This window comes from Phocaeicola sp. HCN-6420 (assembly GCF_037890145.1).
In the GTDB taxonomy this organism is placed as follows: Bacteria; Bacteroidota; Bacteroidia; order Bacteroidales; family Bacteroidaceae; genus Phocaeicola.
On sequence record NZ_JBBKBJ010000001.1, the window covers coordinates 150486 to 176771 of the forward strand.

23 protein-coding genes are annotated in these 26286 nt (G+C 42.7%); 14 read left to right on the forward strand and 9 right to left on the reverse strand.

The window, feature by feature from the left end; translation table 11 throughout:
- Nucleotides 1-80: 80 nt before the first annotated feature.
- Nucleotides 81-890 carry an MBL fold metallo-hydrolase gene (locus WKT12_RS00655; protein WP_021971877.1) on the forward strand — a complete coding sequence of 270 codons (810 nt, stop codon included), beginning with the start codon at nt 81-83 and terminating at the stop codon, nt 888-890.
- A 305-nt stretch (nt 891-1195) separates the two neighbouring features.
- Here WKT12_RS00655 and yidC read toward each other — a convergent pair whose 3' ends face one another.
- Together yidC and WKT12_RS00665 are read right to left on the reverse strand one after the other, a co-directional pair.
- A complete protein-coding gene (gene yidC / locus WKT12_RS00660; RefSeq protein WP_340318492.1) occupies nt 1196-3049 on the reverse strand; it encodes a membrane protein insertase YidC in 1854 nt (617 codons plus the stop codon).
- 27 nt (nt 3050-3076) lie between these two features.
- Nucleotides 3077-4675 carry a CTP synthase gene (locus WKT12_RS00665; RefSeq protein ID WP_021971875.1) on the reverse strand — a complete coding sequence of 533 codons (1599 nt, stop codon included), beginning with the start codon at nt 4673-4675 and terminating at the stop codon, nt 3077-3079.
- A gap of 225 nt (nt 4676-4900) precedes the next feature.
- Here WKT12_RS00665 and WKT12_RS00670 point away from each other — a divergent pair, with 225 nt between their 5' ends.
- Both WKT12_RS00670 and WKT12_RS00675 read left to right on the forward strand, forming a co-directional pair.
- Entirely contained in the window at nt 4901-6403 is a 1503-nt protein-coding gene (locus WKT12_RS00670; protein WP_340318493.1) for a DUF3078 domain-containing protein, read from the forward strand.
- A gap of 22 nt (nt 6404-6425) precedes the next feature.
- A complete protein-coding gene (locus WKT12_RS00675; RefSeq protein WP_021971872.1) occupies nt 6426-7052 on the forward strand; it encodes a trimeric intracellular cation channel family protein in 627 nt (208 codons plus the stop codon).
- A gap of 98 nt (nt 7053-7150) precedes the next feature.
- Here WKT12_RS00675 and WKT12_RS00680 read toward each other — a convergent pair whose 3' ends face one another.
- The 6 genes from WKT12_RS00680 to pyrB form a co-directional block, all read right to left on the reverse strand.
- A complete protein-coding gene (locus WKT12_RS00680) occupies nt 7151-7870 on the reverse strand; it encodes an OmpA family protein (protein WP_340318494.1) in 720 nt (239 codons plus the stop codon).
- A 99-nt stretch (nt 7871-7969) separates the two neighbouring features.
- Entirely contained in the window at nt 7970-9250 is a 1281-nt protein-coding gene (glyA, locus tag WKT12_RS00685) for a serine hydroxymethyltransferase (RefSeq protein WP_021971870.1), read from the reverse strand.
- 34 nt (nt 9251-9284) lie between these two features.
- Nucleotides 9285-10016 carry a porin family protein gene (locus tag WKT12_RS00690; RefSeq protein WP_021971869.1) on the reverse strand — a complete coding sequence of 244 codons (732 nt, stop codon included), beginning with the start codon at nt 10014-10016 and terminating at the stop codon, nt 9285-9287.
- Nucleotides 10017-10025: 9 nt separating this feature from the next.
- Nucleotides 10026-10592, reverse strand: coding sequence for a flavin reductase family protein (locus tag WKT12_RS00695; protein ID WP_340318495.1), 567 nt, complete (start codon nt 10590-10592; stop codon nt 10026-10028).
- 7 nt (nt 10593-10599) lie between these two features.
- Nucleotides 10600-11058 (reverse strand): aspartate carbamoyltransferase regulatory subunit, encoded by a 459-nt coding sequence (gene pyrI / locus WKT12_RS00700; protein WP_021971867.1) that lies wholly within the window; start codon nt 11056-11058, stop codon nt 10600-10602.
- Between the two features lie 34 nt (nt 11059-11092).
- Nucleotides 11093-12034 (reverse strand): aspartate carbamoyltransferase, encoded by a 942-nt coding sequence (pyrB, locus tag WKT12_RS00705; protein ID WP_340318496.1) that lies wholly within the window; start codon nt 12032-12034, stop codon nt 11093-11095.
- Between the two features lie 327 nt (nt 12035-12361).
- Here pyrB and WKT12_RS00710 point away from each other — a divergent pair, with 327 nt between their 5' ends.
- Together WKT12_RS00710 and WKT12_RS00715 are read left to right on the forward strand one after the other, a co-directional pair.
- On the forward strand, nt 12362-14689 hold the full coding sequence (locus WKT12_RS00710; RefSeq protein WP_021971865.1) for a transglycosylase domain-containing protein: 2328 nt from the start codon (nt 12362-12364) through the stop codon (nt 14687-14689).
- Between the two features lie 176 nt (nt 14690-14865).
- Entirely contained in the window at nt 14866-15687 is an 822-nt protein-coding gene (locus tag WKT12_RS00715) for an exodeoxyribonuclease X C-terminal domain-containing protein (protein WP_021971864.1), read from the forward strand.
- A gap of 2 nt (nt 15688-15689) precedes the next feature.
- On the opposite strand, the gene WKT12_RS00720 is transcribed toward WKT12_RS00715, so the two are convergent.
- The gene (locus WKT12_RS00720) at nt 15690-16073 is read right to left on the reverse strand and encodes a 2-amino-4-hydroxy-6-hydroxymethyldihydropteridine diphosphokinase (protein ID WP_340318497.1); all 384 of its coding nucleotides are present in this window, start codon (nt 16071-16073) and stop codon (nt 15690-15692) included.
- Between the two features lie 71 nt (nt 16074-16144).
- On the opposite strand from WKT12_RS00720, the gene kdsB reads away from it, so the two are divergent.
- From kdsB to proS, 9 genes are all read left to right on the forward strand, one after another.
- On the forward strand, nt 16145-16906 hold the full coding sequence (kdsB, locus tag WKT12_RS00725; protein ID WP_021971862.1) for a 3-deoxy-manno-octulosonate cytidylyltransferase: 762 nt from the start codon (nt 16145-16147) through the stop codon (nt 16904-16906).
- Nucleotides 16906-18195: a M16 family metallopeptidase gene (locus WKT12_RS00730; protein ID WP_021971861.1), complete on the forward strand. Its 1290-nt coding sequence runs from the start codon at nt 16906-16908 to the stop codon at nt 18193-18195. The genes kdsB and WKT12_RS00730 overlap by 1 nt, the downstream gene beginning before the upstream one ends.
- A 67-nt stretch (nt 18196-18262) precedes the next feature.
- Complete coding sequence (locus WKT12_RS00735) at nt 18263-19384, forward strand: MORN repeat protein (RefSeq protein ID WP_021971860.1); 1122 nt, start codon at nt 18263-18265, stop codon at nt 19382-19384.
- On the forward strand, nt 19384-20172 hold the full coding sequence (locus WKT12_RS00740) for an inositol monophosphatase family protein (RefSeq protein WP_340318498.1): 789 nt from the start codon (nt 19384-19386) through the stop codon (nt 20170-20172). Before WKT12_RS00735 ends, WKT12_RS00740 begins: the two co-directional genes overlap by 1 nt.
- A gap of 69 nt (nt 20173-20241) precedes the next feature.
- A complete protein-coding gene (locus tag WKT12_RS00745; protein WP_021971858.1) occupies nt 20242-20907 on the forward strand; it encodes a DUF2461 domain-containing protein in 666 nt (221 codons plus the stop codon).
- Between the two features lie 44 nt (nt 20908-20951).
- Nucleotides 20952-21395: a YhcH/YjgK/YiaL family protein gene (locus WKT12_RS00750; RefSeq protein ID WP_021971857.1), complete on the forward strand. Its 444-nt coding sequence runs from the start codon at nt 20952-20954 to the stop codon at nt 21393-21395.
- A 15-nt stretch (nt 21396-21410) separates the two neighbouring features.
- The gene (locus WKT12_RS00755; RefSeq protein ID WP_340318499.1) at nt 21411-23420 is read left to right on the forward strand and encodes an alpha amylase C-terminal domain-containing protein; all 2010 of its coding nucleotides are present in this window, start codon (nt 21411-21413) and stop codon (nt 23418-23420) included.
- 5 nt (nt 23421-23425) lie between these two features.
- A complete protein-coding gene (locus WKT12_RS00760) occupies nt 23426-24577 on the forward strand; it encodes a DUF6057 family protein (RefSeq protein WP_340318500.1) in 1152 nt (383 codons plus the stop codon).
- A gap of 110 nt (nt 24578-24687) precedes the next feature.
- On the forward strand, nt 24688-26178 hold the full coding sequence (gene proS / locus WKT12_RS00765) for a proline--tRNA ligase (protein WP_021971854.1): 1491 nt from the start codon (nt 24688-24690) through the stop codon (nt 26176-26178).
- The last annotated feature ends 108 nt before the right edge of the window (nt 26179-26286 follow it).

Sequence of the window (26286 nt, forward strand, 5' to 3'; positions counted from 1 at the left end):
AGGGGGTCTGCATGGATATTGGCAGGCTCCTTTCTTTTTTGTACTTTTGTGCTTCCAAAAAATAAAGAATACAATAATATATGGAGGTACGATTTCTTAGTCTGGGTAGCGGAAGCAGCGGCAACTGTTATTACCTGGCGACAAAAACATGTGGAATATTGATTGATGCGGGTATCGGCATACGAAATATAAAGAAGATATTCAAGGATTATGCGTTGAATCTGGATACTGTGCGTGCAGTATTTGTAACCCATGATCATGCTGATCACATCAAAGCGGTAGGTCATCTGGCGAAGAAGCATAATATTCCAATCTATTCAACTCCGGAAGTGCATGCTGGTATCAATCGGAGTTATTGCATGACAGAAAAACTGGATGCCGAACATACTCGTTTCATACGCAAGGGGGAAACTGTTGAGCTGGGGGATTTTAATGTAACGTGTTTCGAGGTGCCTCATGATGGTACGGATAACGTTGGATATTGCATACAGGTGGAAGATAAAATATTCTCTTTCCTGACTGATATCGGTCATATTACAGATACGGCGGCTACATATATTGACCGTTCTGATTATTTGGTACTGGAAGCTAATTATGATGAAGCTATGCTGCAAATGGGACCTTATCCACGGTACCTGAAAGAGCGTATCGCCGGTCCTAACGGACATATGAGTAACCGGGAAATGGCTAATTATCTGGCCGAGCATTTCCCTTCCCGACTGAAATATCTCTGGCTTTGCCACCTGAGTAAGGATAACAATCATCCGGACTTGGCATATAAAACAGTGGAAACGGCATTCAAGCAATATGGTATATCAATAGGAGATGGGGGAGTTCAGGTTATCCCGTTGAAACGAACTACGCCTTCCGAATTATATTGCTTGAAATAATTCTCAGGCCAATCTGCAAAACGGCATTGCATTTTTAATTTTATATGTAAAAATCTCTCTGCTCTTTCTGCTTTTTTATGTAATATCAGATAAGAGCTGGGAGATTTTTCTTTGGATATAGCATGGGAGTTTACCGTTCTTTCTGCTTTTGCCTTGAAACGGCTTACACTTTATAGTACCTTTATTTTCTGTAAAGACTTATCATAAGGTAAATGCTACCTGAAAATCTGAGATAAAAAATATGCAGGTAAACCAGAATTTGTTTTCCCGATTTACCTGCATTCTGATTATTATGCAAGAAAGTATTATTTCTTATTCATACGTTCCTGACGTTCTTTCTGAAGGCGCTCCTGCTCTTTCTGCAGAGCTTCCAGCTTAGCCATCAGTCCGCTTGTCTTTCTCTCTGAAGGAGCTTTCTTATTAGCTTCAAGTTGTGCCAGCAATTTCTTTTCATCGGTCATACGGCGCATAATCCACATGGTAATAATACCGATCAAACCTGAAATGAAATAATAGTAACTCAATCCGGAAGCATACTCATTGAAGATGAAGAAGAACATGACAGGCATGATGTACATCATCCACTTCATGGCAGCCATTTGAGGATTGTTGCCCATATCTTGCTGTTTCATCATGATGATCTGATTCAAAACTGTTGTTATACTAAACAACAGACAGAACAAACTCAGGTGAGTTCCCAGCAAAGGAATATGGGTACTCCAGCTGATTAAGTCATCGTATGCGGAAAGGTCGCTTGCCCACAGGAAGCTCTGCTGACGCAATTCAATAGCGTTAGGCACAAAGAAGAACAGTGCCATGAACACCGGAGTCTGGATAAGCATAGGAAGACATCCTCCCATCGGGCTTACACCATACTGACTGTATAGTGCCATTGTTTCCTGTTGTTTCTTCAACGCATCTTCCTGTTTCGGATATTTAGCATTGATCTTATCGACATACGGCTTCAATGCACGCATCTTTGCCGACGAAATGAATGATTTCCAAGTAGTCGGAAGTACCAGAATCTTAACAATAATGGTCATCAGCAAGATTACGATACCCATACTCAGTCCCCAGCTTGACAGCCAGTCGAAAAGATTGATGGTGAACCAGCGGTTAATCAAACGAATAATCGGCCATCCCAGATAAACCAAATCTTCAAGTTCCTGATCTTTATCCTTGAACGACAAATCATTGGAAGCTAAAAGAGTTTTAAAGTGATTCGGTCCGAAATAGAACTGGAAATGACTGGGCTGTGCTCCTGTCGGATCGAAAGCCGCCTTCATTTCAGCTGAATAGCTCTTCATGTAACCACTTCCTTTTTGTTCCATCTTTGACTCGAGCGTTGCATTTTCAAAATTCTTTTCTGCCATGAAGACACACGAAAAGTACTGATTCTTGAAAGCTACCCAGTCAAGAACTTCTGGAATGGTTTCTTTTTCATCCTTTGTTTCACTCAAGTAGTCGAAACTGTCGTCTACAGGCTTGTAAGTAAGTGAGGTATACCGCTGTTCGAAAGTGTAACCTTTTTCCATCTGACGAGCACGCTGTTTCCAGTCTACGCTCATGGTCTTAACAGAAGGAGAGAAGAAATTCTGCAAGCCGTTTGCTTGAACGGTAAAGTCTACTACATATGAATTCGGGAGCAACTTATAGATGAAATCCAGATGACCGCCATTGGCTGCGTTCAGACGCATGGTAACAGTGCTGTCTGTTACATCTGTAGCCTGAAAATACATTTGGCTGCTCAGTATGTTTTCATTTTTACCATCAAAGCCAAGGCTCAGAGAAGCATCTTTTCCATCGAAAAGAACCAAAGGCTGATGCTGCTGGTCGTTGTATTCCTTTAGCATGGCCTTGCAAACCCGTCCACCTTTGTTCGAGAAGGTAAGTTGAACCAAATCGTTCTCTAACGTAGTAAATTGCTCTGTTCCCTGCGAAGACTGAAAGAACAGAGATGTAGAATCCGGCAATACAGGCTGTGATGCTGTAATTTCTTGAGCTTTACGCATCTGCTCTTGTTTTTGTGCTACAGCCTGAATTGAATCCTGATAATGTTGTGCACGTGTCATTTCCTCCTGACTGGGGCGATTGTAGATTCCGAAACCTACAATAACCGCTCCAATCAAGGCAAATCCCACTAACGTGTTTTTGTCCATTTCTTTCTATTTACAAATTAATACCTATTATTTATCGATAGCCGCTTTGACGAACGATAAGAAAAGAGGATGTGGTTTCAATACCGTACTGCTGTATTCCGGATGGAATTGTGTTCCGATATACCATTTCAAAGTAGGAATTTCTACGATTTCTACCAGATCAGATTCCGGATTGATACCTACACATTTCATGCCAGCTTTCTCGAATTCAGCTTTATAATCATTATTGAATTCATAGCGATGGCGGTGACGTTCCTGGATATGTTCAGTCTTATAAGCCTGATATACCTTTGAGTTCGGATCGAGTACACATTCATAAGCACCCAGACGCATCGTTCCACCCATATTAGTAATAGACTTTTGTTCCTCCATGATATCAATTACATTATGAGGAGTCTTTTCATCCATTTCACGACTGTTTGCATCTGCATATCCCAATACATTACGAGCAAATTCAATAGCCATGCACTGCATACCCAAGCAGATACCGAAGGTCGGAACATCGTGTGTACGACAATATTTCAAGGCAACGAACTTTCCTTCAATTCCACGCTGACCAAATCCCGGACAGATAATAACGCCATCCATATCCTTCAGCATTTCCTCTACATTTTCATCATTCAACTTTTCACTGTTGATGAAGTGGATGTCTGCTTTGCGGTCGTTATATGTTGCTGCCTGTGACAATGCTTCCAGAATAGACTTGTATGCATCCTGCAAATCATATTTTCCAACCAATCCGATTGTAACCTTTTCAGTTGCATTATGACGGCGGTTAAGGAATTCTTTCCATGGACCAAGTTCTGGAGTTTCACCGACAGGAAGTCCCATCTTTTCAAGGATAGTTACATCCAGCTTCTGTTCCTGCATGCGGAGAGGCACTTCGTAAATTGTCGGCATATCCATTGATTGTACTACAGCATTGTCGTCTACATTACAGAATAAAGCAACTTTTTTCTTCAGATTGGTATTAAGGTTATGCTCCGTACGCAATACCAGAATATCAGGCTGAATACCTACCGATTGAAGTTCCTTTACAGAATGCTGAGTCGGTTTAGTCTTCAGTTCACCAGCAGCAGCCAAATAAGGAACATAAGTAAGGTGTACACACAAGGCATTCTTGCCCAATTCCCATTTCAACTGGCGTATACTTTCCAGATAAGGCAATGATTCGATATCACCTACTGTACCACCAATTTCTGTAATGACAAAATCGAACTTATATTTGTTTCCCAGCAATTTGACATTACGCTTAATTTCATCGGTAATATGAGGGATAATCTGAATTGTTTTACCCAGATAGTCACCACGACGTTCCTTATCGATAACACTCTTGTAGATACGGCCGGTTGTGATATTATTCGCTTTGGTTGTCTGAATACCAAGGAAGCGTTCGTAATGTCCCAAGTCCAGATCGGCTTCATGCCCATCGACTGTCACGTAACACTCTCCGTGTTCATAAGGGTTCAAGGTTCCCGGGTCAATGTTGATATACGGGTCGAACTTTTGTATAGTTACGCTGTAGCCTCTGGCCTGCAGCAATTTACCGATAGATGATGATATAATACCTTTACCTAATGAAGAGGCAACACCACCTGTTACGAAAATGTACTTTGTTTCTGCCACAATATAATTGTTTTAAAGTGATTTATTAATCTAACACTACTATTCAAAGTTGCAAAATTATAAAAAAAAGCCAAATCTCCCACAAGGAAAACAACAAAACATTACAAAGAACTAATTAGTCGACAAGAACTTGAGTAAAAACAAGGACACAATTTGTTATAATATCATTTTATATGACTAAATTTAATTGTATTTTTGCAGGAAAATTGACGAATAAGAATAAGAATGAAAACACTAGGTATGTTTATAACTATGTCCTTCCTGATAAATGAAGCGAGTCAGGCTAAGGAATTACAAGACTTAACATTAGCCAACGATACGATTGTAGAAAGTATCAAGCAAGCAGAGGGTCTGAAACAAGCTAGTTCCGCCGATACAGTATACCGTAAGAAGGTTGTAGAAACTGTGAAAGCGAAAATGGCGCAATCAGCGTCTTTACGGATTAACCCTTCCGTAAAAAAATTCCAGTCTTTTTTATATGGTTTCCGTCAAAATTATCAGGATATGCTGGACCGCTGGGATGATATTTTCCTACCGGAGGCTCCATCGTGGATTCGTTCTAATCCAGATTTTTACAAGTTTATTGTGCCGGCTACTTATTATTCAGAACCGATTGAGCAGGCTTTCTCCATAGACGACTGGAAACCTGTTATTCCTTTTGTAAAGGAAGATGCCATAAAAGATTCTGTTTTTCAGGTTCCACGGCTGACACGATCGGCTGATATTAATAAGGAGGTAAACAAACAGCTGCTTACGTTCTATCTACAATATCCTAATCTGGTGCATAAAAATGAAAATGATTTGAAGGGAATAGAACCTTTATCGGATAAGTTGAAGGTAAGAAAGCCCAAAAAAGAAAAAGTATTTTATCTGGTGGGAGCAGCTTCGCAAACCGGACAGGTGAGAGAAAAGGACTTGCTGGTTGTAAAACCGAACTTCTGGTCTTTCAGCGGAAATGGATATGCGCAATTCTCACAGAACTATATTTCAGACAACTGGTACAAAGGAGGTGAAAGTACAGTTTCGTTACTTTCGGGAGCTGTATTGCAGCTTAACTATGACGACAAGCAAAAAATACAATTCGAGAACAAACTGGAGTGGAAACTTGGTTTTATCTCAGCTCCGTCTGATACCGTGCATCAATATAAGACAAGTGAAGACTTGATCCGTTTAAGTTCAAAGTTTGGTTATAAAGCCATTACCAACTGGTATTATACGGTTTCGGCAGAATTTAAGACACAGTTCTTTTCCAATTATGAAACGAACTCCGACAACTTGGTTTCTTCTTTATTATCTCCGTCTGAGTTGAATATCGGTATCGGTATGGATTATAAGTATACAAGAGACGCAGTTTGTAATTTGTCTGTACTGATTAATCCGTTCAACTACACACGCTATAGTGTGGCAAGTGATAGAATCGATCCTACAAAGTTTAATATCGATGCGGGAGAGAAAGTAAAGAACCAGTTGGGTTCCCGATTGGAAGCTACGTTGAAATGGATTGTCCTGACTGGTCTGACATGGGAGACTCGTTTTTCTTATACGACAAACTATGAACAAGTCTTGTCGGAATGGGAAAATACCTTCACCTTTGCTTTCAACAAATACTTCTCTACGAAACTGTTTGTTCATACTCGTTTCGACGATTCAGTTTCTAAAGCCGATCCGGAAGACAGTTACTTCCAGTTACAGGAACTGCTTAGCTTTGGTGTAAGTTATACTTGGTAATTATTAATAAACTCAATATAAAATGCCATCATTTGTTCAGATACTTGATTTTATAGGAACATTTGCTTTCGCCATCAGTGGCATCCGCCTGGCATCAGCTAAACGATTTGACTGGTTTGGCGCATACATTGTAGGTCTGGCAACAGCAATCGGTGGAGGGACCTTGCGTGACGTTATGCTAAACGTCACGCCTGTCTGGATGACAGACCCTATTTACTTGATCTGTACTGCCTTTGCAATGTTCTTTGTTATCATTTTTGGAAAATATCTTATTCACTTGAACAACACCTTCTTTCTTTTCGACAGTATCGGATTGGCCTTGTTCACCGTTGTAGGCTTTGGAAAAAGCATTTCGTTGGGCTATCCTTTCTGGGTAGCTATCATCATGGGTAGTATAACGGGAGCGGCAGGAGGAGTCATTCGTGATGTATTCATCAATGAAATTCCATTGATTTTCCGTAAGGAAATCTACGCAATGGCATGTGTCATAGGAGGACTGGTTTACTGGATTTGCCTGCAGATAGGACTGGAAACGTACATTTCACAAATAATGGGAGGGGTTACGGTTTTCATCGTTCGTATTCTTGCCGTTAAATATCAGATAACCTTACCGATACTGAAAGGCGATGAAACCGGAACAGAAGAGTGAGAAAGATAAATTCTCTTTTTGTAAAGAAATAAAAAATCCAACTGAAAATCGTTCCAGATTATTCAGTTGGATTTTTTATTTTCAGGAATAGCTGAGTTTTACTTCAATGTTCCAGCTTCTGCCTGCTGAATCATTTGCTGGCTGGCATACATATATACTTCTACACGACGATTTTCTTTTCGTCCCGCTTCAGTACTATTGTCTGCAACAGGATTGCTTTCTCCCATACCTTCTACACTTTTAATCTGTGAAGTTGCAACGCCGCATCCCAGCAGATAACTTGAAACGCTCTGGGCACGTGCCTGAGACAGCTCCTGATTTTTCTGTACACTTTCGGCAGCTGTACTGTTTTTCCAGCCAGTATTGTCAGTATATCCGTAAATGGCAACGTCCATGTCCGGGTTCTGGTTCAATACATTGTTTGCGAACTTGCTGAGTGATGCCTTGGCAGAAGTACTCAGAGATGAACTGCTTGTACTAAACAAGATACCAGAATCGAAAGTAACTTTTACTGCCTGCAAGCCATTGTTGTCAGTTACCTGTTCTACTTCAGCACCCTGAATCTGGGCAGCCTGTTCTGCAGCCTTGTCCATTTTCTTTCCAATCAGGACACCGGCACCTGTACCGACGGCAGCACCTACTGCAGCACCGATAGCAGCTCCTTTGCCATGTCCGGCAATACCACCGATAATAGCGCCCAATGCAGCACCACTTCCGCCACCAATCATACCACCTTTGGCAGTATTATTCAAAGAACCGCAACTGCTAAGTACCAAGCATGAGCTCAGTAAAATAGCCATAAAACTCGTTTTTTTCATATATTCATATTTTATTAAGTACCGTCAGAGAAACAATTTATCAGGACATTTGTTTACCTTTTCCTCCACATTCCTGATAAAAAACAGAAACGGACTTTATTAATAAGCAAAAATCGGATAGTTCTTCATCGTATCGTTTACACGTGCACGAACGGAAGCAATAACTTTCTCATCGTCTACGTTCGACAATACGGTTTCTATCATTTCTGCAATTTCGTACATCAAATCTTCTTTAGCACCACGGGTCGTTATAGCCGGAGTTCCCAAACGAATACCTGAAGTCTGGAAAGCAGAACGAGTATCAAACGGAACCATATTCTTGTTTACGGTAATATCGGCCGAAACCAATGCCTTTTCGGCTACCTTACCCGTAAGATCTGGATATTTGCTACGCAAGTCTACCAGCATAGAATGGTTGTCTGTACCGCCGGAAACGATGGTAAAGCCACGGTCCATCAAAGCCTGTGCAAGCACAGCTGCATTTTTCTTAACCTGCTTCTGATATTCCTTATATTCAGGTTGCAGACATTCGCCGAATGCTACAGCCTTGGCAGCGATGACATGTTCCAGCGGTCCACCCTGAATGCCCGGGAATACAGCAGAATCGAGCAACTGAGACATCATCTTGATTTCTCCCTTAGGAGTCTTTTTGCCCCATGGGTTAGGGAAGTCCTTACCCATCAGAATTACACCACCACGCGGACCACGCAAAGTCTTGTGAGTAGTAGAAGTAACAATGTGAGCATACTTCAACGGATTATCCAGCAAGCCAGCGGCAATCAAACCTGCGGGATGAGCCATATCTACCATGAAAATAGCACCTACCTTGTCGGCTATTTCACGCATACGCTTGTAATCCCATTCACGCGAGTAAGCAGAACCACCACCGATAATCATCTTAGGATGTTCGCGCAATGCGATTTCTTCCATCTGGTCGTAATCTACACGTCCGGTTTCTTTATTCAGATTATATTCACACGGAGTATAAATGATACCCGAAGTATTGACAGCCGAACCATGAGAAAGATGACCACCATGTGCCAGATTCAGTCCCATGAACTTATCTCCCGGGTTCAATACAGCCAGAAATACGGCAGCATTGGCCTGTGCACCAGAATGAGGCTGTACGTTTGCCCATTCGGCTCCGAAGATTTGTTTCAGACGGTCGATAGCAATCTGTTCGCTCTGGTCTACCACCTCGCAGCCGCCATAATATCGTCTGCCCGGATAACCCTCTGCATATTTATTGGTAAGGCATGAACCCATAGCCTGCATAACCTGATCACTCACAAAGTTTTCGGATGCAATCAATTCGATACCTTTCAGCTGGCGCTGATGTTCTTTTTCAATGATGTCAAAAATCAAATCGTCTCTTTTCATGTTATAGCATTTTAAAAAGGTAATATTATGTTCGTTAAAAAATTACTCCCAATGAAAAACTCAGTACATTCTTTCGTCGCTTGAGAGATATATCCTGGTCGCAATAAGGAGATTCGGTAAGATTCTTGTCGAACGTTACCGCTTTCACCATATTATGCAGGGCTGCTTCGTAACGGAAGTCAAAGAAGATATTCGAAACATTGACCGCAAGTCCCACTACGGCACTGTAACAAAACGGATGGAGTTTTTCTGTTATGTTTTGCTGATAGAAGCCTGAATATTCGTTCTTGCAATGCTTTCTCCAATTATACGACACTTTCGGACCGAGAAAGAATGCCATTCCATACGGGCGTGCATCCACAAATTTATACCCATAAAGCACAGGCAGGTCGATGGAATTTATGGAAGTCTTTACCAGTGCGCTATGCTGCAAGATATCCCGGTTGTCGGCCGTACTGGCAACGGAAATACTTCCTTTTGAAACATTGTAAGAAATTTCTGTCTGAAGATAATGATGCTTTTTCAGGTTAAAACGGCAAAAAAATGCTCCGAAATAACCTACTTTGTAGTTGTTTTGGATATCGTTTAGTTCCTGTCCTCCTACCGAGAGGCGGTCTATAAAGAACATCGACGAATTAAAGCCTGCTTTTACCCCCACGTTGACCAGCGGGTCGCGCGAGGCATCCCGTCTGCTCCCTCTCGACTGGCCTTGAAGATTCGTTGCCAGCAGGAGGCTTGCCATGAGGATAAAAGCAGCTTTTTTCATATTAACGCTCTATTTTTTCTTTTCTACCGACCAGCCGAATTTCCCGATTTTACTGCCCATTTCGTAGTAGCCTCCATGCGCATAAACCAGTAAATTCGATTTTGCCAGGTCGAACTTTCCCGTATCGGAGTCCAGGTATTTCTCGTCAGCCTTTACGTTTACCACATCGGCGATAAACATATCGTGCGAGCCCAGTGATACAATTTCCTTTACCCTGCACTCGATGCACAAGGGCGACTCCTCGATGATAGGGGCCCGTACCACAGAAGCCGATCCCGGGGTAAGATGCATCTCCTCGAACTTGTTGAAGTTCTTGCCCGATCGCACCCCACACCAGTCTGTTGCGTAAGCCATATCTTTAGTCGTCAGGTTAATCACGAACTCCATATTCTTCTTCAGAATGGGATAGGAGTGCCGTTCCGGCCTGACAGATATATAACACATCGGCGGATTGGTACAGATGGTTCCTACCCACGCCACAGTGATGATGTTATATTCTTCTTTACAACTACCGCAGCTGACCAGCACGGCTGGCAACGGATAAATCATTGTTCCTGGCTTCCAGTCTTGCTTCATACGGTTATCAGATCAGTTTGATATTATCCTTCTGTTGCTCTTTTTCGCAATAGTGGCATTTCAAGATACCCTGTTCCTTATCGATAACATGGAACCACGTCTGCATCGGCTCGTTATTGGTAATACATTTCGGATTGTTGCATTTTACGATACCCTTCAGCTCGTCGGGCATCAGCACCTGCTTTTTCTCCACTACTTCGTAATGGCGGATAATGTTCAGCTTTACGTTGGGGGCAACAACCGACAGGCGGCTCACTTCTTCGTCAGTAAAATATCTGTCGGCCACCTTGATAATGCCTTTCTTTCCCAGCTTCTTGCTTTCGAAATTATTTCCGATAGTGATGTTGCTGTCCGTGTTTTCCAATCCGAGCAGTGCAACAACTGTAAATACTTTATCCGAGGGTATATGGTCGATAACCGTTCCATTCTCAAGGGCGGCTACCTGCAGTTCTTTCTTTTCGTTCATAATCTTTCTTGATTAATTTGTTTAAAAAGTTTATTTATCTTTCGGTGTCCGCCTTAACTTCGTCCAGTGTAATGCCCAGTACGTCGCACAAAATAGCTTCGCGGGCATAAAGTCCGTTCTGAGCCTGCTGGAAATAGTATGCTTTTTCGTTGTCGTCTACATCGTAAGCAATCTCGTTTACACGAGGCAGCGGATGAAGAATACGGAGGTTGGGGCGAGTATGTTCCAGCATCTTGTTGCGGAGGATATACACATCTTTAACTCGTTCGTATTCCATCAGGTCGGTAAAACGTTCCCGCTGTACGCGTGTCATGTACAAGATGTCCGCATCGGCAATGGTTTCTTCCGTGAAATCCGTATGCTCGATATATTTAATGTTGTGCTCCTTGCAGTACAGTTTGTATTCTTCCGGCATTTTCAGTTCTTCGGGTGCGATGAAATGGAAGGTCGGATTAAAGTGGCGCATGGCCATCAGCAGGGAATGTACCGTACGACCATACTTCAGGTCGCCCACCAGATAAATGTTCAGGTTCTCCAGTGTGCCCTGTGTTTTATATATGGAATAGAGGTCGAGCATTGTCTGAGAAGGATGCTGGTTGGCTCCATCGCCGGCGTTGACAATAGGCACCGGAGCAATTTCACTGGCATAACGTGCCGCTCCTTCCAGATAATGACGCATTACGATGATGTCGGCATAGTTGCTTACCATCATAATGGTATCTTTCAGTGTTTCACCTTTTGAAGAACTTGTCACCTTCGGGTCTGTAAATCCGATAACCTTGGCACCCAGTCTGTTTGCCGCAGTCTCAAAACTTAAACGAGTACGCGTGGAAGGTTCAAAGAAAAGGGTTGCAACGATTTTTTCATCCAGTAAGTGACGGTTGGGTTTCTTTTCAAACTCTCTTGCCATTTCCAAAAGATAAAGGATACGTTCTTTAGAATGATTGGCAATGGTTACTAAACTTCTATTTTCCATATTTTCGGTTTTATGAATTGTTTTTATAATACCGGAGTTCAAAGGTAGGCAAAAAAAATAAAAGCGCCACTCTTTTTTCATATAAATTCACTGAAGTTTTTATTTCCCCGTCATTGTGTTTTCTTATTTTTTGTACGAAAAATTTTATCTTTTGTACAAATCATTCTATTTTTTGTACAAAAACTCAGTAACTTCTCATATTGTTTTATTCGTTTATTCCAGTGAATTTCCTTATTTTTGCACGTTTTCTTAATTCATTCTGCCGGAAACAAATTTATTTCCGCAGAATTTGTTGTAAATTAAATAGGTATAGCATATTAATTTATCATGAGGAAGAAATTTATATACGTGTTGTGGGCATTGCTCGCATTAGGAGTATTATCGGTAACTGTAGTCTTTACAGCTATCGCAAAAGGGTGGATTGGTTATGTGCCTCCGGTGGAGGAATTGGAAAACCCGAATCTGAAATTTGCAACCCAGATTATATCCGACGACGGTCAGTTGCTGGGTACCTGGTCTTACAGTAAGGAAAATCGTGTATATGTAGGCTACAATGATCTGTCGCCTAATCTGGTACATGCACTTGTTGCAACAGAGGATGTACGTTTCAGCGAACATTCCGGCATAGACATCCGTGCGTTTATGCGTGCCGTTATCAAACGTGGTATCTTTATGCAGAAACATGCAGGAGGTGGCAGTACCATTACGCAGCAGCTGGCTAAGCAGTTTTATTCGCCTACTGCAGATAATGTAATGGAACGTTTGTTGCAAAAGCCGATAGAATGGGTGATTGCCGTAAAACTGGAACGTTATTACACCAAGGAAGAAATCCTGACTATGTACCTCAACAAGTTCGACTTTCTGAACAATGCAGTAGGTATCAAGACTGCCGCCAAGACTTATTTCTCGAAAGACCCGAAGGATCTTACAATAGAGGAAGCTGCTACGCTGATAGGTATGTGCAAGAATCCGTCGCTGTATAATCCTCGCCGGTACAACGAGCGCTCACGCGGACGCCGTAACACGGTGCTCGACCAGATGTACAAGGCCGATTATATTACCAAAGCCGAGCGGGATTCACTGCAGGCTTTGCCGCTGACACTGAAATTCCAACCTGTTGACCATAAGGACGGACTGGCAACTTATTTCCGCGAGTATTTGCGTAGAATTATGACTGCAAAGAAACCTGAGCGCTCAAACTACAGAGGCTGGCAAAAGCAGCAGTATTATGAGGATTCTCTGGCGTGGAAAAACAATCCGCTGTACGGATGGTGTGCAAAGAACAAGAAAAAGGATGGAACAAACTATAACATCTATACCGACGGACTGAAAATTTATACAACTATCAACTCGCACATGCAGCAGTATGCCGAAGAGGCTGTGTACGAACATGTAGCGAAATACTTGCAACCGCGCTTCTTCAAGGAAAAATACGGACGTAAGACTGCTCCGTATACCAACGAACTTACTCAGGAAGAGGTCGACAAGATTTTGGAACGTTCCGTTCGTCAGTCCGACCGCTACCGTGAGATGAAGGAAGCGGGCTGTTCGGAGGCGGAGATTCGCAGGGCATTCAATACCAAACATGAAATGACAGTCTTTTCATGGGACGGAGAAAAGGATACTATTATGACTCCGCTGGATTCTATCCGCTATTACAAACATTTCTTGCGTGCGGGATTCATGTCGATGGATCCGATTACCGGTTATGTAAAGGCTTACGTGGGTGGTCTTAACTATAATTATTTCCAGTACGATATGGCTATGGTCGGACGCCGTCAGGTTGGTTCAACCATTAAACCTTATCTATATACGCTGGCTATGGAAAACGGTTTCTCGCCATGCGACGAGGTAAGAAATGTTGAACAGACCTTGTTCGATGAAAATGGAAAAGCGTGGACTCCGAGAAACAGTTCCAAGTCGCATTACGGCGAAATGGTTACGTTGAAGTGGGGACTGGCAAACTCCAATAACTGGATCTCTGCTTACCTGATGAGTAAGCTTAACCCGTATGCTCTGGTTCGCCTGATCCATTCGTTTGGTGTCCTGAACAGAGATATTCAGCCTACAGTATCTTTGTGTCTGGGACCATGCGAAATTTCAGTAGGCGAAATGGTCAGTGCTTATACGGCTTTTGCCAACCGGGGTATCCGCACTGCGCCGCTCTTTGTTTCTCGTATAGAAGATAACGAAGGCAACATTATTGCAACATTTACACCGCAGGTAGAAGAAGTTATCAGCGAATCGAGTGCTTACAAGATGCTCGTCATGTTGCGTGCTGTAATCAACGAAGGAACCGGTGGACGTGTTCGCCGTCTGTATGGAATAAAAGCAGATATGGGTGGTAAGACAGGTACAACGAACCGTAATTCGGACGGTTGGTTTATGGGATTCACTCCTTCACTGGTTTCGGGTTGCTGGGTAGGCGGTGAAGAACGTGATATCCACTTCGATACGATGCGCGATGGACAAGGTGCTTCAATGGCACTGCCGGTATGGGGCTTATACATGCAGAAAGTTTATGCCGACAAGTCACTGGGGTATTCTCAGGATGAATATTTTGATATTCCTCAGGATTTTGACCCGTGCAAGGATAAGCTTACTGAAATGGAAGAGGACAATAACAGCCAGCTGGATGATGTATTCTTCCAATAAAAATTCCAACTAAGCAAACTTGTCGGCATAGGACTCCAAAAACGTGCCGATGTTTTAATACAAACGTGCTGACGTTCTTTCTGAAACGTCAGCACGTTTTTTTATGTTGCCGCCGTTGGATATTTGGATAATTTTCTTTATCTTGCAGAAACCTATAAAAAAGAAGGAGGATTGTAATGGATCGTAATCTTACCTTATACCAGCTATCTCCTGAACTTGCAGCCAAAGTTTTCGACCGAATCGAAGTGTTTAATCGTGGAAGAATATTGAATAATGGCAAATATATTATCAGCATGCCGACTCCTTACCGCCCTTATTACGGCTTTTGGCGGGTATTTGCCGACGATAAGACTCCGCTGTTTGTACGGACACTGGCCGTAACATTCGATGCAGCAGCCGAAAGAGCCTTTGCGTTACTCCAGAATTGCAACGTTTTCCTCGATGTGCAGGATAATGCTGCGTTCGAAGATTGTTATGGGCAGTCGGACGATATCATTCCTTTTGGTAAATACAGAGGCAAGCGCCTGGCCGAGATTTTTTATGTAGATCCCTCGTATGTGCTTTGGCTGGCAAATAAATTTGTTGTCGAAACCAAGCGCTATGAACCATTGGTTGCTCTTGCCAAAAAGTTTGCCAAGGTACATTTCGAACTGACAATCCAGAAAAGACATATATCGTCTGTAAGCCGTTATATCGGTGAAGTGGGAGAAAAGTTGAAAGATATGTTTCTCACTGTACTGAATGTCCGTCTGCAAGTAGATACTTACAAAGCCGATTTCTATGTGGATCAGAATGTGCTGGCAGCCGATCGTGACGGGAACCGCTATACCTTTTTCGTAAAAGCCGCTGCACGAAGTCAGACGCCCAATGTGCTAAGCTGCCATAGCCGCAAAATCAACCTCCACGAAGTACTGCATTTGTCGTCGGCAAAAGTCATGTCACACTATGAAAGCAATGGCGTTCATTATACACGTTTAGGTTACATAAAACTGGTCTGATGTTAGGATTCTCTGATTGAAGCCAGAGCCTGTCGGACATAGTTCTTCTCCATGTCTGCGGGTTTCAGAAGGATTGTGTCATACACCAATAAATCAATATCCAGCGGAATAATTCCTCTCAGTTTCCCGTCAGGAGTTCTTCCGCATTTTTTTTCTATTTCCTTGAAAAAAGAATTCAAGTCTTCGGCAGACATGTCGGTTTTCATTACAGCAGCCTGGTTCAGATAAGGAGAAGGATCGTTTGTACCCTCAGGAGGCGTTTCTATAATCTGCCCCCACGATATGCAGGGAAAAGTATTGTCTAATATTTTCCTTGCTGCAGACAAATGATATTCACCTTCTAAGTTCGATCCCAAGCAAATGACACAACGATATGCAGTTTTCATATTTATGAAGTTTTGAATACAAAAATAGATTTTTTTTGTAAATTTGCATACCAATAAAAAGTATGAATGCCATGAAATTTATCGGAATAATTCCAGCAAGATATGCTTCCACACGCTTTCCGGCAAAGCCACTGGCGATGCTGGGCGGGAAGACCGTTATTCAAAGAGTATATGAACAAGTATCCGGAATCTTGGATGAAGCATACGTAGCGACCGACGATGTACGTATAGAAGAAGCTGTCAAGGCTTTTGGAGGAAAGGTCGTAATGACCTCAGTAAACCATAAAAGTGGTACAGATCGCTGCTACGAAGCATTTTGCAAAGTAGGTGAAGGATACGATGTTATTGTCAATATTCAGGGTGATGAGCCGTTTATCCAGCAATCTCAGCTGGAGGCTATTAAAGCTTGTTTCGATGATGAATCGACTCAGATTGCAACATTGGTGAAACCTTTTACCCCGGCTGACGGCTTTGATGCGCTGGAGAATGTAAACTCTCCGAAAGTAGTGGTCAGTAAAAATATGAATGCCTTGTATTTCAGTCGCTCCATCATTCCTTATCAGCGTAACAAGGATAAGTCGGAATGGCTGAAGGAACATACATATTATAAACATATCGGACTATATGCTTACCGCGCCGGTGTATTGAAAGAAATCACTTCTTTACCACAGTCTTCTTTGGAACTGGCAGAATCACTGGAACAATTGCGCTGGCTGGAAAATGGATATACCATAAAAGTCGGTATCAGTGAAGTAGAAACGATTGGAATAGATACTCCGCAGGATTTGGCTCGTGCGGAAAAATTTTTGCACGAACATAAAGAAATGAAGTAATGGCCTTAGACAGAACAAAAGCTCCGAAAATACGTCAAATAGACCATTTTTCTATTGCCGCTCCTGAGCGCAGGGTAATGCCGAATGGAATGCCGCTGAATGTCATCCAGGTAGGAAGTGAAGATGTAGTACGATTCGACCTGCTGGTTAAAGGAGGACAGTGGAATCAGACACAACCGTTGCTGGCAATGTTTACAAACCGTATGTTACGTGAAGGCACTCGGTCATTCTCTTCATCGCAGATTGCCGAGAAGCTGGATTATTACGGCGCGTGGCTGGATTTGTCTTCATCATTGAATTACGGCTTTATTACATTATATTCTTTAGGAAAATATTTTCCTAAAACAATTGAAATTTTAGCTTCGATGATCAAGGAACCGGCGTTTCCGGAGAAAGAATTGTCGGTTGTGGTAGATGTCAACAAACAGCAGTTCTTGGTTAATGCCCAACGTGTAGATGTCATGGCAAGAAAGCGTTTAAACCGTGCTTTGTTCGGCTTGTCACATCCCTTGGGACGCTATGCGGAGCTGGAAGACTATGACCGTATCAACAGTCAGGTCTTAAAAGATTTTTATCACCAGTACTATCATTCTGATAATTGTTCGGTATATGTTTCAGGAAAGGTCACTCCCGAAATTATACACTGTATTGAGCATCATTTCGGAGAATCAAAATGGGGTGATACTTCCCGCAAGATTGATCATAAGGCTTTTAAGCCTGAAACTGAAGAAAATAAGCGTATCTTCGTAGAAAAAGCAGATGCTTTGCAAAGTTCTATTAAAATAGGAGCTTTTTCTATCGGGCAGAAACATCCGGATTACCAAAAGTTACGTGTTCTTGTTACATTGTTTGGCGGTTATTTTGGAAGCCGGTTAATGTCAAACATTCGCGAAGATAAGGGATATACATATGGAATCGGTGCCGGACTGGTCAACTATCCTGGCATCGGAGTTCTGGGTATCAGTACAGAAGCTGCAAATGAATATGTAGAACCTCTCATATCCGAAGTCTATAAGGAAATGGATATTTTATGCACGGAAAAGGTTTCGGACAAAGAATTGGAAATGGTTCGTAATTATATGCTGGGAGATATGTGCCGTTCGTATGAGAGTGCCTTTTCTCTTTCGGATGCTTGGATTTTTATCGAAACATCCGGTCTGGAAAATGATTTCTTCGAACATACGCTAAAAGCTATTCGTGAAGTAACTTCCGATGAGCTTCAGATATTGGCGCAACGGTATTTCTGTAAAGAAAACTTAATAGCGGTCGTTGCGGGTAAAAAAGTGTAATGATTTTATAATCTCTCTGTTAAAAACACTATTTTTGAACATCTAAATAAAAACGAAAGAGGAAATAATGACAAGACATACATTTTTATTATTTGCACTGATGGCATTTGGAGGCTTGTCGGCTTCTGCACAGATGTCGTTAGGGTATTATAAATTTAAAGACGGAGCAGAGTATACAGGTGAATTGAAAGGAAAGCGTCCAAACGGAAAGGGAAAAACGGTTTTCAAAAATGGAGATGTATACGAAGGCGAATATGTTAAAGGAAAACGTGAAGGAGAAGGTACCTATATATTTAGCGACGGAGAAAAATATGTAGGACACTGGTATCAAGATCAGCAACACGGACAGGGTACTTATTATTTTATGAATAATAACCGTTATGAGGGTATGTGGTATGCCGACTTTCAGGAAGGTGAAGGTACGATGTTCTATTATAATGGAGACTTGTATATTGGCATGTGGCACGAAGATAAACGAAATGGCCACGGCACATATACCTGGAAGGGTGGGGCCAAGTACGAAGGTGAATGGACTAATGACCTGAAAAACGGAAAAGGTATCATGACGTGGGAGGACGGCTCGAAATATGAAGGCGAGTGGAAAAATGGTGAACGACACGGTAAAGGTACTTTTTATTATACTAATGGTGATAAGTATATTGGCGACTGGGTTCGGGATGTACAGCACGGAAAAGGTATTTATTACTTCCAGAACGGTGAACGTTACGAAGGCGACTATGCTGACGGAGAACGTACAGGAAAGGGAATTTATGTCTATCCTAATGGCGACAAATATGTCGGTCAGTTTAAAAACGGATGGCAGGAAGGAATCGGTACTTTTACATGGCAGAACGGAGCTGTATACGAAGGTGAATGGGTGAAAAACCAACGTTCAGGAAAAGGACACTATAAATGGGGAAACGGTGACGAGTACGAAGGCCAATGGAAGAATAACATGGCCGAAGGAGAAGGAGTTCTGCGCATGCAGGATGGCTCTGTTTATACCGGACATTTCTCAAAAGGCAAAGAAGATGGTAAAGGTACTATCGTTACAAAGGACGGAATTCGTTTTGAAGGCTTTTTCAAACAGGGAAAGAAAGACGGTCCATTTATAGAAACAGACAGCAACGGAAAAATTATCCGTCAGGGTACATTCCGATATGGCAGACTTTTAGAGGAGAAAAAATAATGTTAGATTTATCAGAACTCACAGATAAAGTACGTGCTCTTGCGGTAGAAGCCGGAAGTTTCATCCGCGATGAAAGGAAGAAATTTCATCGCGAAGCGGTAGAGAAAAAGCATGCACACGACTATGTGTCGTATGTAGATAAGGAATCTGAGAAAAGAATTGTAACCTGCTTGAAGGGATTGCTCCCTGAAGCAGGTTTTATTGCAGAAGAGGGTAGCGGTAGTCTCTCCGATGAAGAATATTGCTGGCTGGTCGATCCGCTGGACGGAACCACAAACTTTATTCACGATAATGCTCCTTACTGCGTAAGCATTGCCTTAAGAAGTAAAAAAGAATTATTGATAGGCGTGGTATACGAGATTTGCCGGAATGAATGTTTTTGGACTTATAAAGGTGCTCCATCCTATCTTAACGGCAGAGAAATACATGTATCATCAGTATCGTGCCTCGATGATTCGTTTATAGCACTTGGCTTCCCGTATGCTTCCGATGCATACAAGCCTATGGCATTGCATCTGGTAAACAATCTTTATGGGAATGTTGCAGGATTGCGATTGCTTGGAGCTGCCGCCGCAGAGTTGTGTTACGTGGCAGCCGGTCGGTTCGAAGCCCGTATTGAAGCTTTCATCGGACCATGGGATATTGCAGCGGGTACCATCATTCTGCAAAACGCTGGAGGCAAGGTTACCGATTTCGAGGGAGGAGATTCTTTTTACTCCGGCTCACAGGTACTGGCTTCCAATGGAAAGATACATCAGAATTTGTTGAATATAATTGATAACCTATAAAATACTTACGTTTTATTCGGTTTATCAAAATATATTTTGTATGTTTGTGTTACAAAAAGGGATAAGGACATGAATATACCAGAAATTTTAGATTTTCTGAAACGCTTGTCAGAGAATAATACCCGTGAATGGTTTCAGGAACACAAAGCCGAATATCAACATGTGCAAAGCTGCTTTGAAGATCTGCTTGCTACCATTATAGCACGTATCTCGTTATTCGATGAAAGTGTTTCGCATGTTCGTCCCCATGACTGTACCTACCGAATTTATCGGGATATCCGTTTCTCGGCGGATAAATCTCCCTACAAAAATCATATGGGGGGATATATAAACTCCCGGGGAAAGAAATCAAACCATTGCGGATACTATATACATCTGGAGCCGGGTCACTGTATGCTGGCAGGAGGAAGCTGGTGTATGCCGTCGAATATGCTGAAAGCTGTCCGCCAGTCGGTAGTCGACAATATTGATGAATACCGTTCAATCGTGGAAGATCCTGCTTTCAAAAAGTATTTTCCCATAATAGGAGAGAGTCACCTGAAGACCTTACCCAAAGGCTTCCCAAAGGATTTTCCATATCCGGACTATATAAAATGTAAAGACTATACAGTCGCTTATTACATTCCTGATTCATTTTTCGACAATCCTCATTTTATGGACGAAATCACAACTGTTTTCATGCAACTGAAACGTTTTGCAGATTTCACGAATTATACAATTGACGACTTCGAATAATAAGATGATATAAAAAAACAAAATCACAAATAAATATTACTACTATGGTTGTAGATAAATTAGAAAATCTTGAGAAATATGTTTCTCTGAATCCTTTGTTTGCACAAGCCGTAGAATTTCTGAAAGCTACCGACTTAGATGCACATGAAATCGGTAAGATTACGTTAAAGGAAGGTGAGCTGATGGTTAACTTCTCACAGACAAAACCAAAGACCAAAGAAGAAGCCAAACTGGAAACTCATAATCAGTTTATTGATATTCAGATTCCATTGTCTGGAGTTGAGGTTATGGGATATACTCCTCGCACTGACCTGCCGGAAGAAGCATATAATGCAGAAAAGGACATCACCTTCTATAAAGGATTGGCTAAAGATTATCTGACTATAACTCCGGGCATGTTTGCTATATTTTTCCCACAAGACGGACACGCTCCTGGCGTGACACCCGACGGGGTAAAAAAAGTCATAGTAAAAGTTCGGGTACATTAATAAAACTCTAATACTATGGATGAAGTATTGAACATCATTAAAAATGATCCTTGGCTGGAGCCCTATAAAGAGGCTATCACTGGCAGACATCAGCATGCCATCGATAAGGAAAAAGAATTAATCGGAAAAAAGACATTGTCCGACTTCGCTACAGGACACCTTTATTTCGGTCTGCACCGGACTGAAAAGGGATGGACATTCCGTGAATGGGCGCCCAATGCCACAGAAATTTATCTGATTGGTGATTTCAACGGCTGGCAAGAACAGGCCAAGTACAAGCTGAAAAGAGTAAAAAATACCGGAAACTGGGAAATCAACTTGCGGGAAAATGCCATGAAACATGGTGATTTATATAAGTTGAAAGTCTATTGGGAAGGTGGATGCGGAGAACGTATTCCTGCATGGGCAACACGTGTTGTTCAAGATGACCAGACCAAGATTTTCAGCGCGCAGGTATGGAACCCTGGAAAACCTTATAAATTCAAGAAAAAGGTATTCGTACCAAATGTTTCTCCTCTGATGATTTATGAATGCCACATCGGTATGGCACAAGATGCAGAGAAAGTTGGTACATACAACGAGTTCCGCGAAAATATTCTTCCGCGTGTGGTCAAAGATGGCTATAACTGCATTCAGATTATGGCTATTCAGGAACATCCATATTACGGCAGCTTCGGATATCATGTTTCAAGTTTCTTTGCTCCGTCATCCCGATTCGGAACGCCCGAAGAACTGAAACAGCTTATCGATACCGCACACCAGATGGGTATTGCCGTCATTATGGATATCGTTCATTCACATGCCGTAAAGAACGAAATAGAAGGATTGGGCAACTTTGCCGGTGATCCTTGCCAGTATTTCTATCAGGGAGAACGCCGCGAACATCCGGCATGGGACTCTTTGTGCTTCGATTATGGAAAGAACGAGGTCATTCATTTCCTGCTTTCCAACTGCAAATACTGGCTGGAAGAATTCCATTTCGATGGATTCCGCTTCGACGGTGTGACTTCCATGCTTTATTACAGTCACGGACTGGGAGAGGCTTTCTGTAATTATGGCGACTATTTCAACGGACATGAAGACGACAATGCAATCTGCTATCTGACACTTGCCAACAAGCTGATTCATCAGGTCAATCCTCGTGCCATTACCATTGCCGAAGAAGTTTCCGGTATGCCGGGACTTGCAGCTCCATTCAACGACGGTGGATACGGCTTCGACTACCGTATGGCAATGAACATTCCGGATTATTGGATTAAGATTATCAAGGAACGCCGCGATGAAGATTGGAAACCGTCCAGCATGTTCTGGGAAGTAACCAACCGCCGCAAGGATGAAAAGACCATTTCTTACTGCGAAAGCCATGACCAGGCTTTGGTAGGCGACAAGACCATTATTTTCCGTCTGATAGATGCCGATATGTACTGGCACTTCAAGAAAGGAGATGAAAACGGCGTTGTACAGCGTGGTATAGCCCTGCATAAGATGATCCGTCTGCTTACGGCTTCTACCATCAACGGTGGTTACCTGAACTTCATGGGAAATGAATTCGGACATCCTGAATGGATTGATTTCCCGCGTGAAGGCAACGGATGGTCGTACAAATACGCTCGTCGTCAGTGGCATCTGGTAGATGATAAGGACTTATGTTATCACTATTTAGGTGATTTCGACAATGCGATGGTACACCTGATCGAGGGAGTCAAGAATATACAAAAGACCGATGTGGTAGAAATCTGGCACAACGACGGCGACCAGGTATTGGCATATCGCCGGAAAGACCTGATTTTTGTATTTAACTTCAGCCCGACCCGTTCGTTTACCGATTACGGATTCCTTGTTCCGCGCGGCGAATACCGTGTTGTTCTGAATACAGACAATAAAGCATTCGGCGGATTCGGATTTGCAGACGATACCATAGCCCATTTCACATGTGCCGATCCGTTGTATGCAAAGGAAAAGAAAGAATGGCTTAAATTGTATATACCTGCCCGTTCGGCAGTAGTGTTGAAACGCCAGAAGTAATATTTATGAATGAATATATCCATAAAAACTACAAGAAAGCCGCACGCATACAGACCGTCGTGTGCGGCTTTCTTTTTTCCATTTTCAGTTTTATCTATCTTTATGTATTTCAGTGCGATGTACTGGAAGCCCTACATTTTTCGCTGGCTCATGGCAAGACCCATTTTGCCCCTCTGCCAAGCGCCATTATCATTACCCTGATACTGGTTCTTTTGCGCTGGGGAGTAAACAGCCTGCTCGGATTGAAAGGAGAGGTACGTGCTCTGTCATACTTCCCGTCCTGCCTTATTCTGGGGGTACTTACCGCTGTAGGCAGAACCATCTATATGCACGATTATCACACCCCATGGGGATGGCTGCTGCCCGTTGTGCTGCTGGTTTATTTCCTGCTTGCCTTTTGGTTAAGAAGAGTGTTCCGCGTACAGTTGAATGTGGAAAGCAGTCCGACTGCTTTGATGAACAGTAATCTTATTATATTGCTGCTGCTCATTATCATGACTGTTTTGATAGGCAACAGCAATCGTACTTTTCACCGGGAACTGCAAGCCGAGCATTATCTGCGCACCCACCAGTACAATGAGGTACTGAATATAGGAAAACACTCCGTCGAGGCAAGTCGTACGCTTACCGTGCTGCGTAGCATAGCCATGTCACACGCCGGAACTTTAGGTGAAAAACTTTTCGAATATCCACAATATTACAAGACCGACGGGTTGTTTTTTGCCAACGATTCGTCTACAGTTCTCCGCTATACCAACGACTCAATTTACTATCTGCTGGGAGCTCGTCCGTATAACGGGGAAGACCGTATGGTGTTCCTGCGTAACATCTGCTACAAAGGAACCGGAAAATCGACCTCGCTCGATTATTACCTCTCAGCCTTGCTGCTCGAAAAGCAAGTCGATGCATTTGCCGGAGCGATAACAGACCTTTGTGAGCCCGATGAAGATTTCGCACGTTACTATAAGGAAGCGATGCTGATATATCGTGACCGTCATCCCGATTATCCCATTCAGATAACGGACAGTGCAATGATTCAGCGCTATGCCGACTACAAGATACGTCGTAAAGACTTCACATCGGAAATAGAAGAGCGCAACAAAATGCGTAGGGAATTTGGCGATACTTACTGGTGGTATTTCGATTATCAGCACTAAAAACGTAGTTTGCTGCTGAAATGAATGCCACATTTGTAGGCTATCAACGGCTTTTTTACTAATTTTGCAACTTCGAACAAACGATTATAAAGACAATAACAACATAAATTATGGCAAAAGAATTAAAAGAACTCACCAAAAGAAGTGAGAACTATTCACAGTGGTATAATGACCTGGTAGTAAAAGCCGACCTGGCTGAGCAGTCACCGGTACGTGGATGTATGGTTATCAAACCTTACGGATACGCTATCTGGGAAAAGATGCAACGCATACTGGACGATATGTTCAAGGCAACCGGACACGTAAACGCATACTTTCCGTTGCTGATTCCGAAATCATACCTGAGCCGTGAGGCAGAACATGTTGAAGGTTTTGCCAAGGAATGTGCCGTAGTTACTCACTACCGTTTGAAAAATGCAGAAGACGGTTCGGGAGTTATCGTCGACCCTGCCGCTAAACTGGAAGAAGAACTGATTATCCGCCCTACTTCTGAAACTATTATCTGGAGTACATATAAAAACTGGATCAACTCATACCGTGATCTGCCTATCTTGTGTAACCAGTGGGCTAACGTAGTACGTTGGGAAATGCGTACACGTCTGTTCCTGCGTACGGCCGAATTCTTGTGGCAGGAGGGACATACTGCACACGCTACTCGAGAAGAAGCTGAAGCTGAAGCTCAGAAGATGCTGCACGTATATGGCGACTTTGCTGAAAAGTACATGGCAGTACCTGTTGTAAAAGGTGTAAAATCGCCGAACGAACGTTTTGCCGGAGCACTCGATACATATACTATCGAAGGACTGATGCAGGACGGAAAAGCACTGCAGTGCGGTACTTCTCACTTCCTGGGACAGAACTTTGCCAAGGCATTCAACGTACAGTTTGTCGACAAGAACAACAAGCTGGATTATGTATGGGCTACTTCATGGGGTGTTTCTACTCGTCTGATGGGTGCGCTTATCATGACTCACTCCGACGACAACGGTCTGGTTCTTCCTCCACACTTGGCTCCTATACAGGTAGTTATCGTTCCGATTTACAAGAACGACGAACAGTTGAAACAAATCGACGCAAAGGTAGAAGGAATTGTTGCCAAGTTGCGCGGAATGGGCATCTCTGTAAAATATGACAATGCCGACAACAAACGTCCGGGATTCAAGTTCGCCGATTACGAACTGAAGGGTGTTCCTGTACGTCTGGTAATGGGAGGACGCGACCTGGAAAACAATACCATGGAAATCATGCGCCGCGATACACTGGAAAAGGAAACCCGTTCTTGCGAAGGCATCGAAGAATATGTAAAGAATCTGCTTGAAGAAATACAGGCAAATATCTATCAGAAAGCATTGAAGTACCGCAACGAACATATCGTGAAGGTTGATACTTACGATGAATTCAAGGAACAGATTGAAAAAGGCGGATTTATCCTGGCTCACTGGGACGGAACAACCGAAACAGAAGAACGTATCAAGGAAGAAACAAAGGCTACTATCCGCTGTATTCCGTTCGAAGCAGACGAGGAAAGTCTTACTCCGGGCGTAGATATGGTAACTGGTAAACCGTCGGCTCGCCGCGTATTGTTTGCACGCGCATATTAATACTGAGTAAATCGATTTTATCATAATTCGGAGCAACAAGTATTGCGCCAACCGGAAGGGGCCGATAGTTGTTGCTCTTTTTTTGTCGCAATCATTCAATGAAGAACT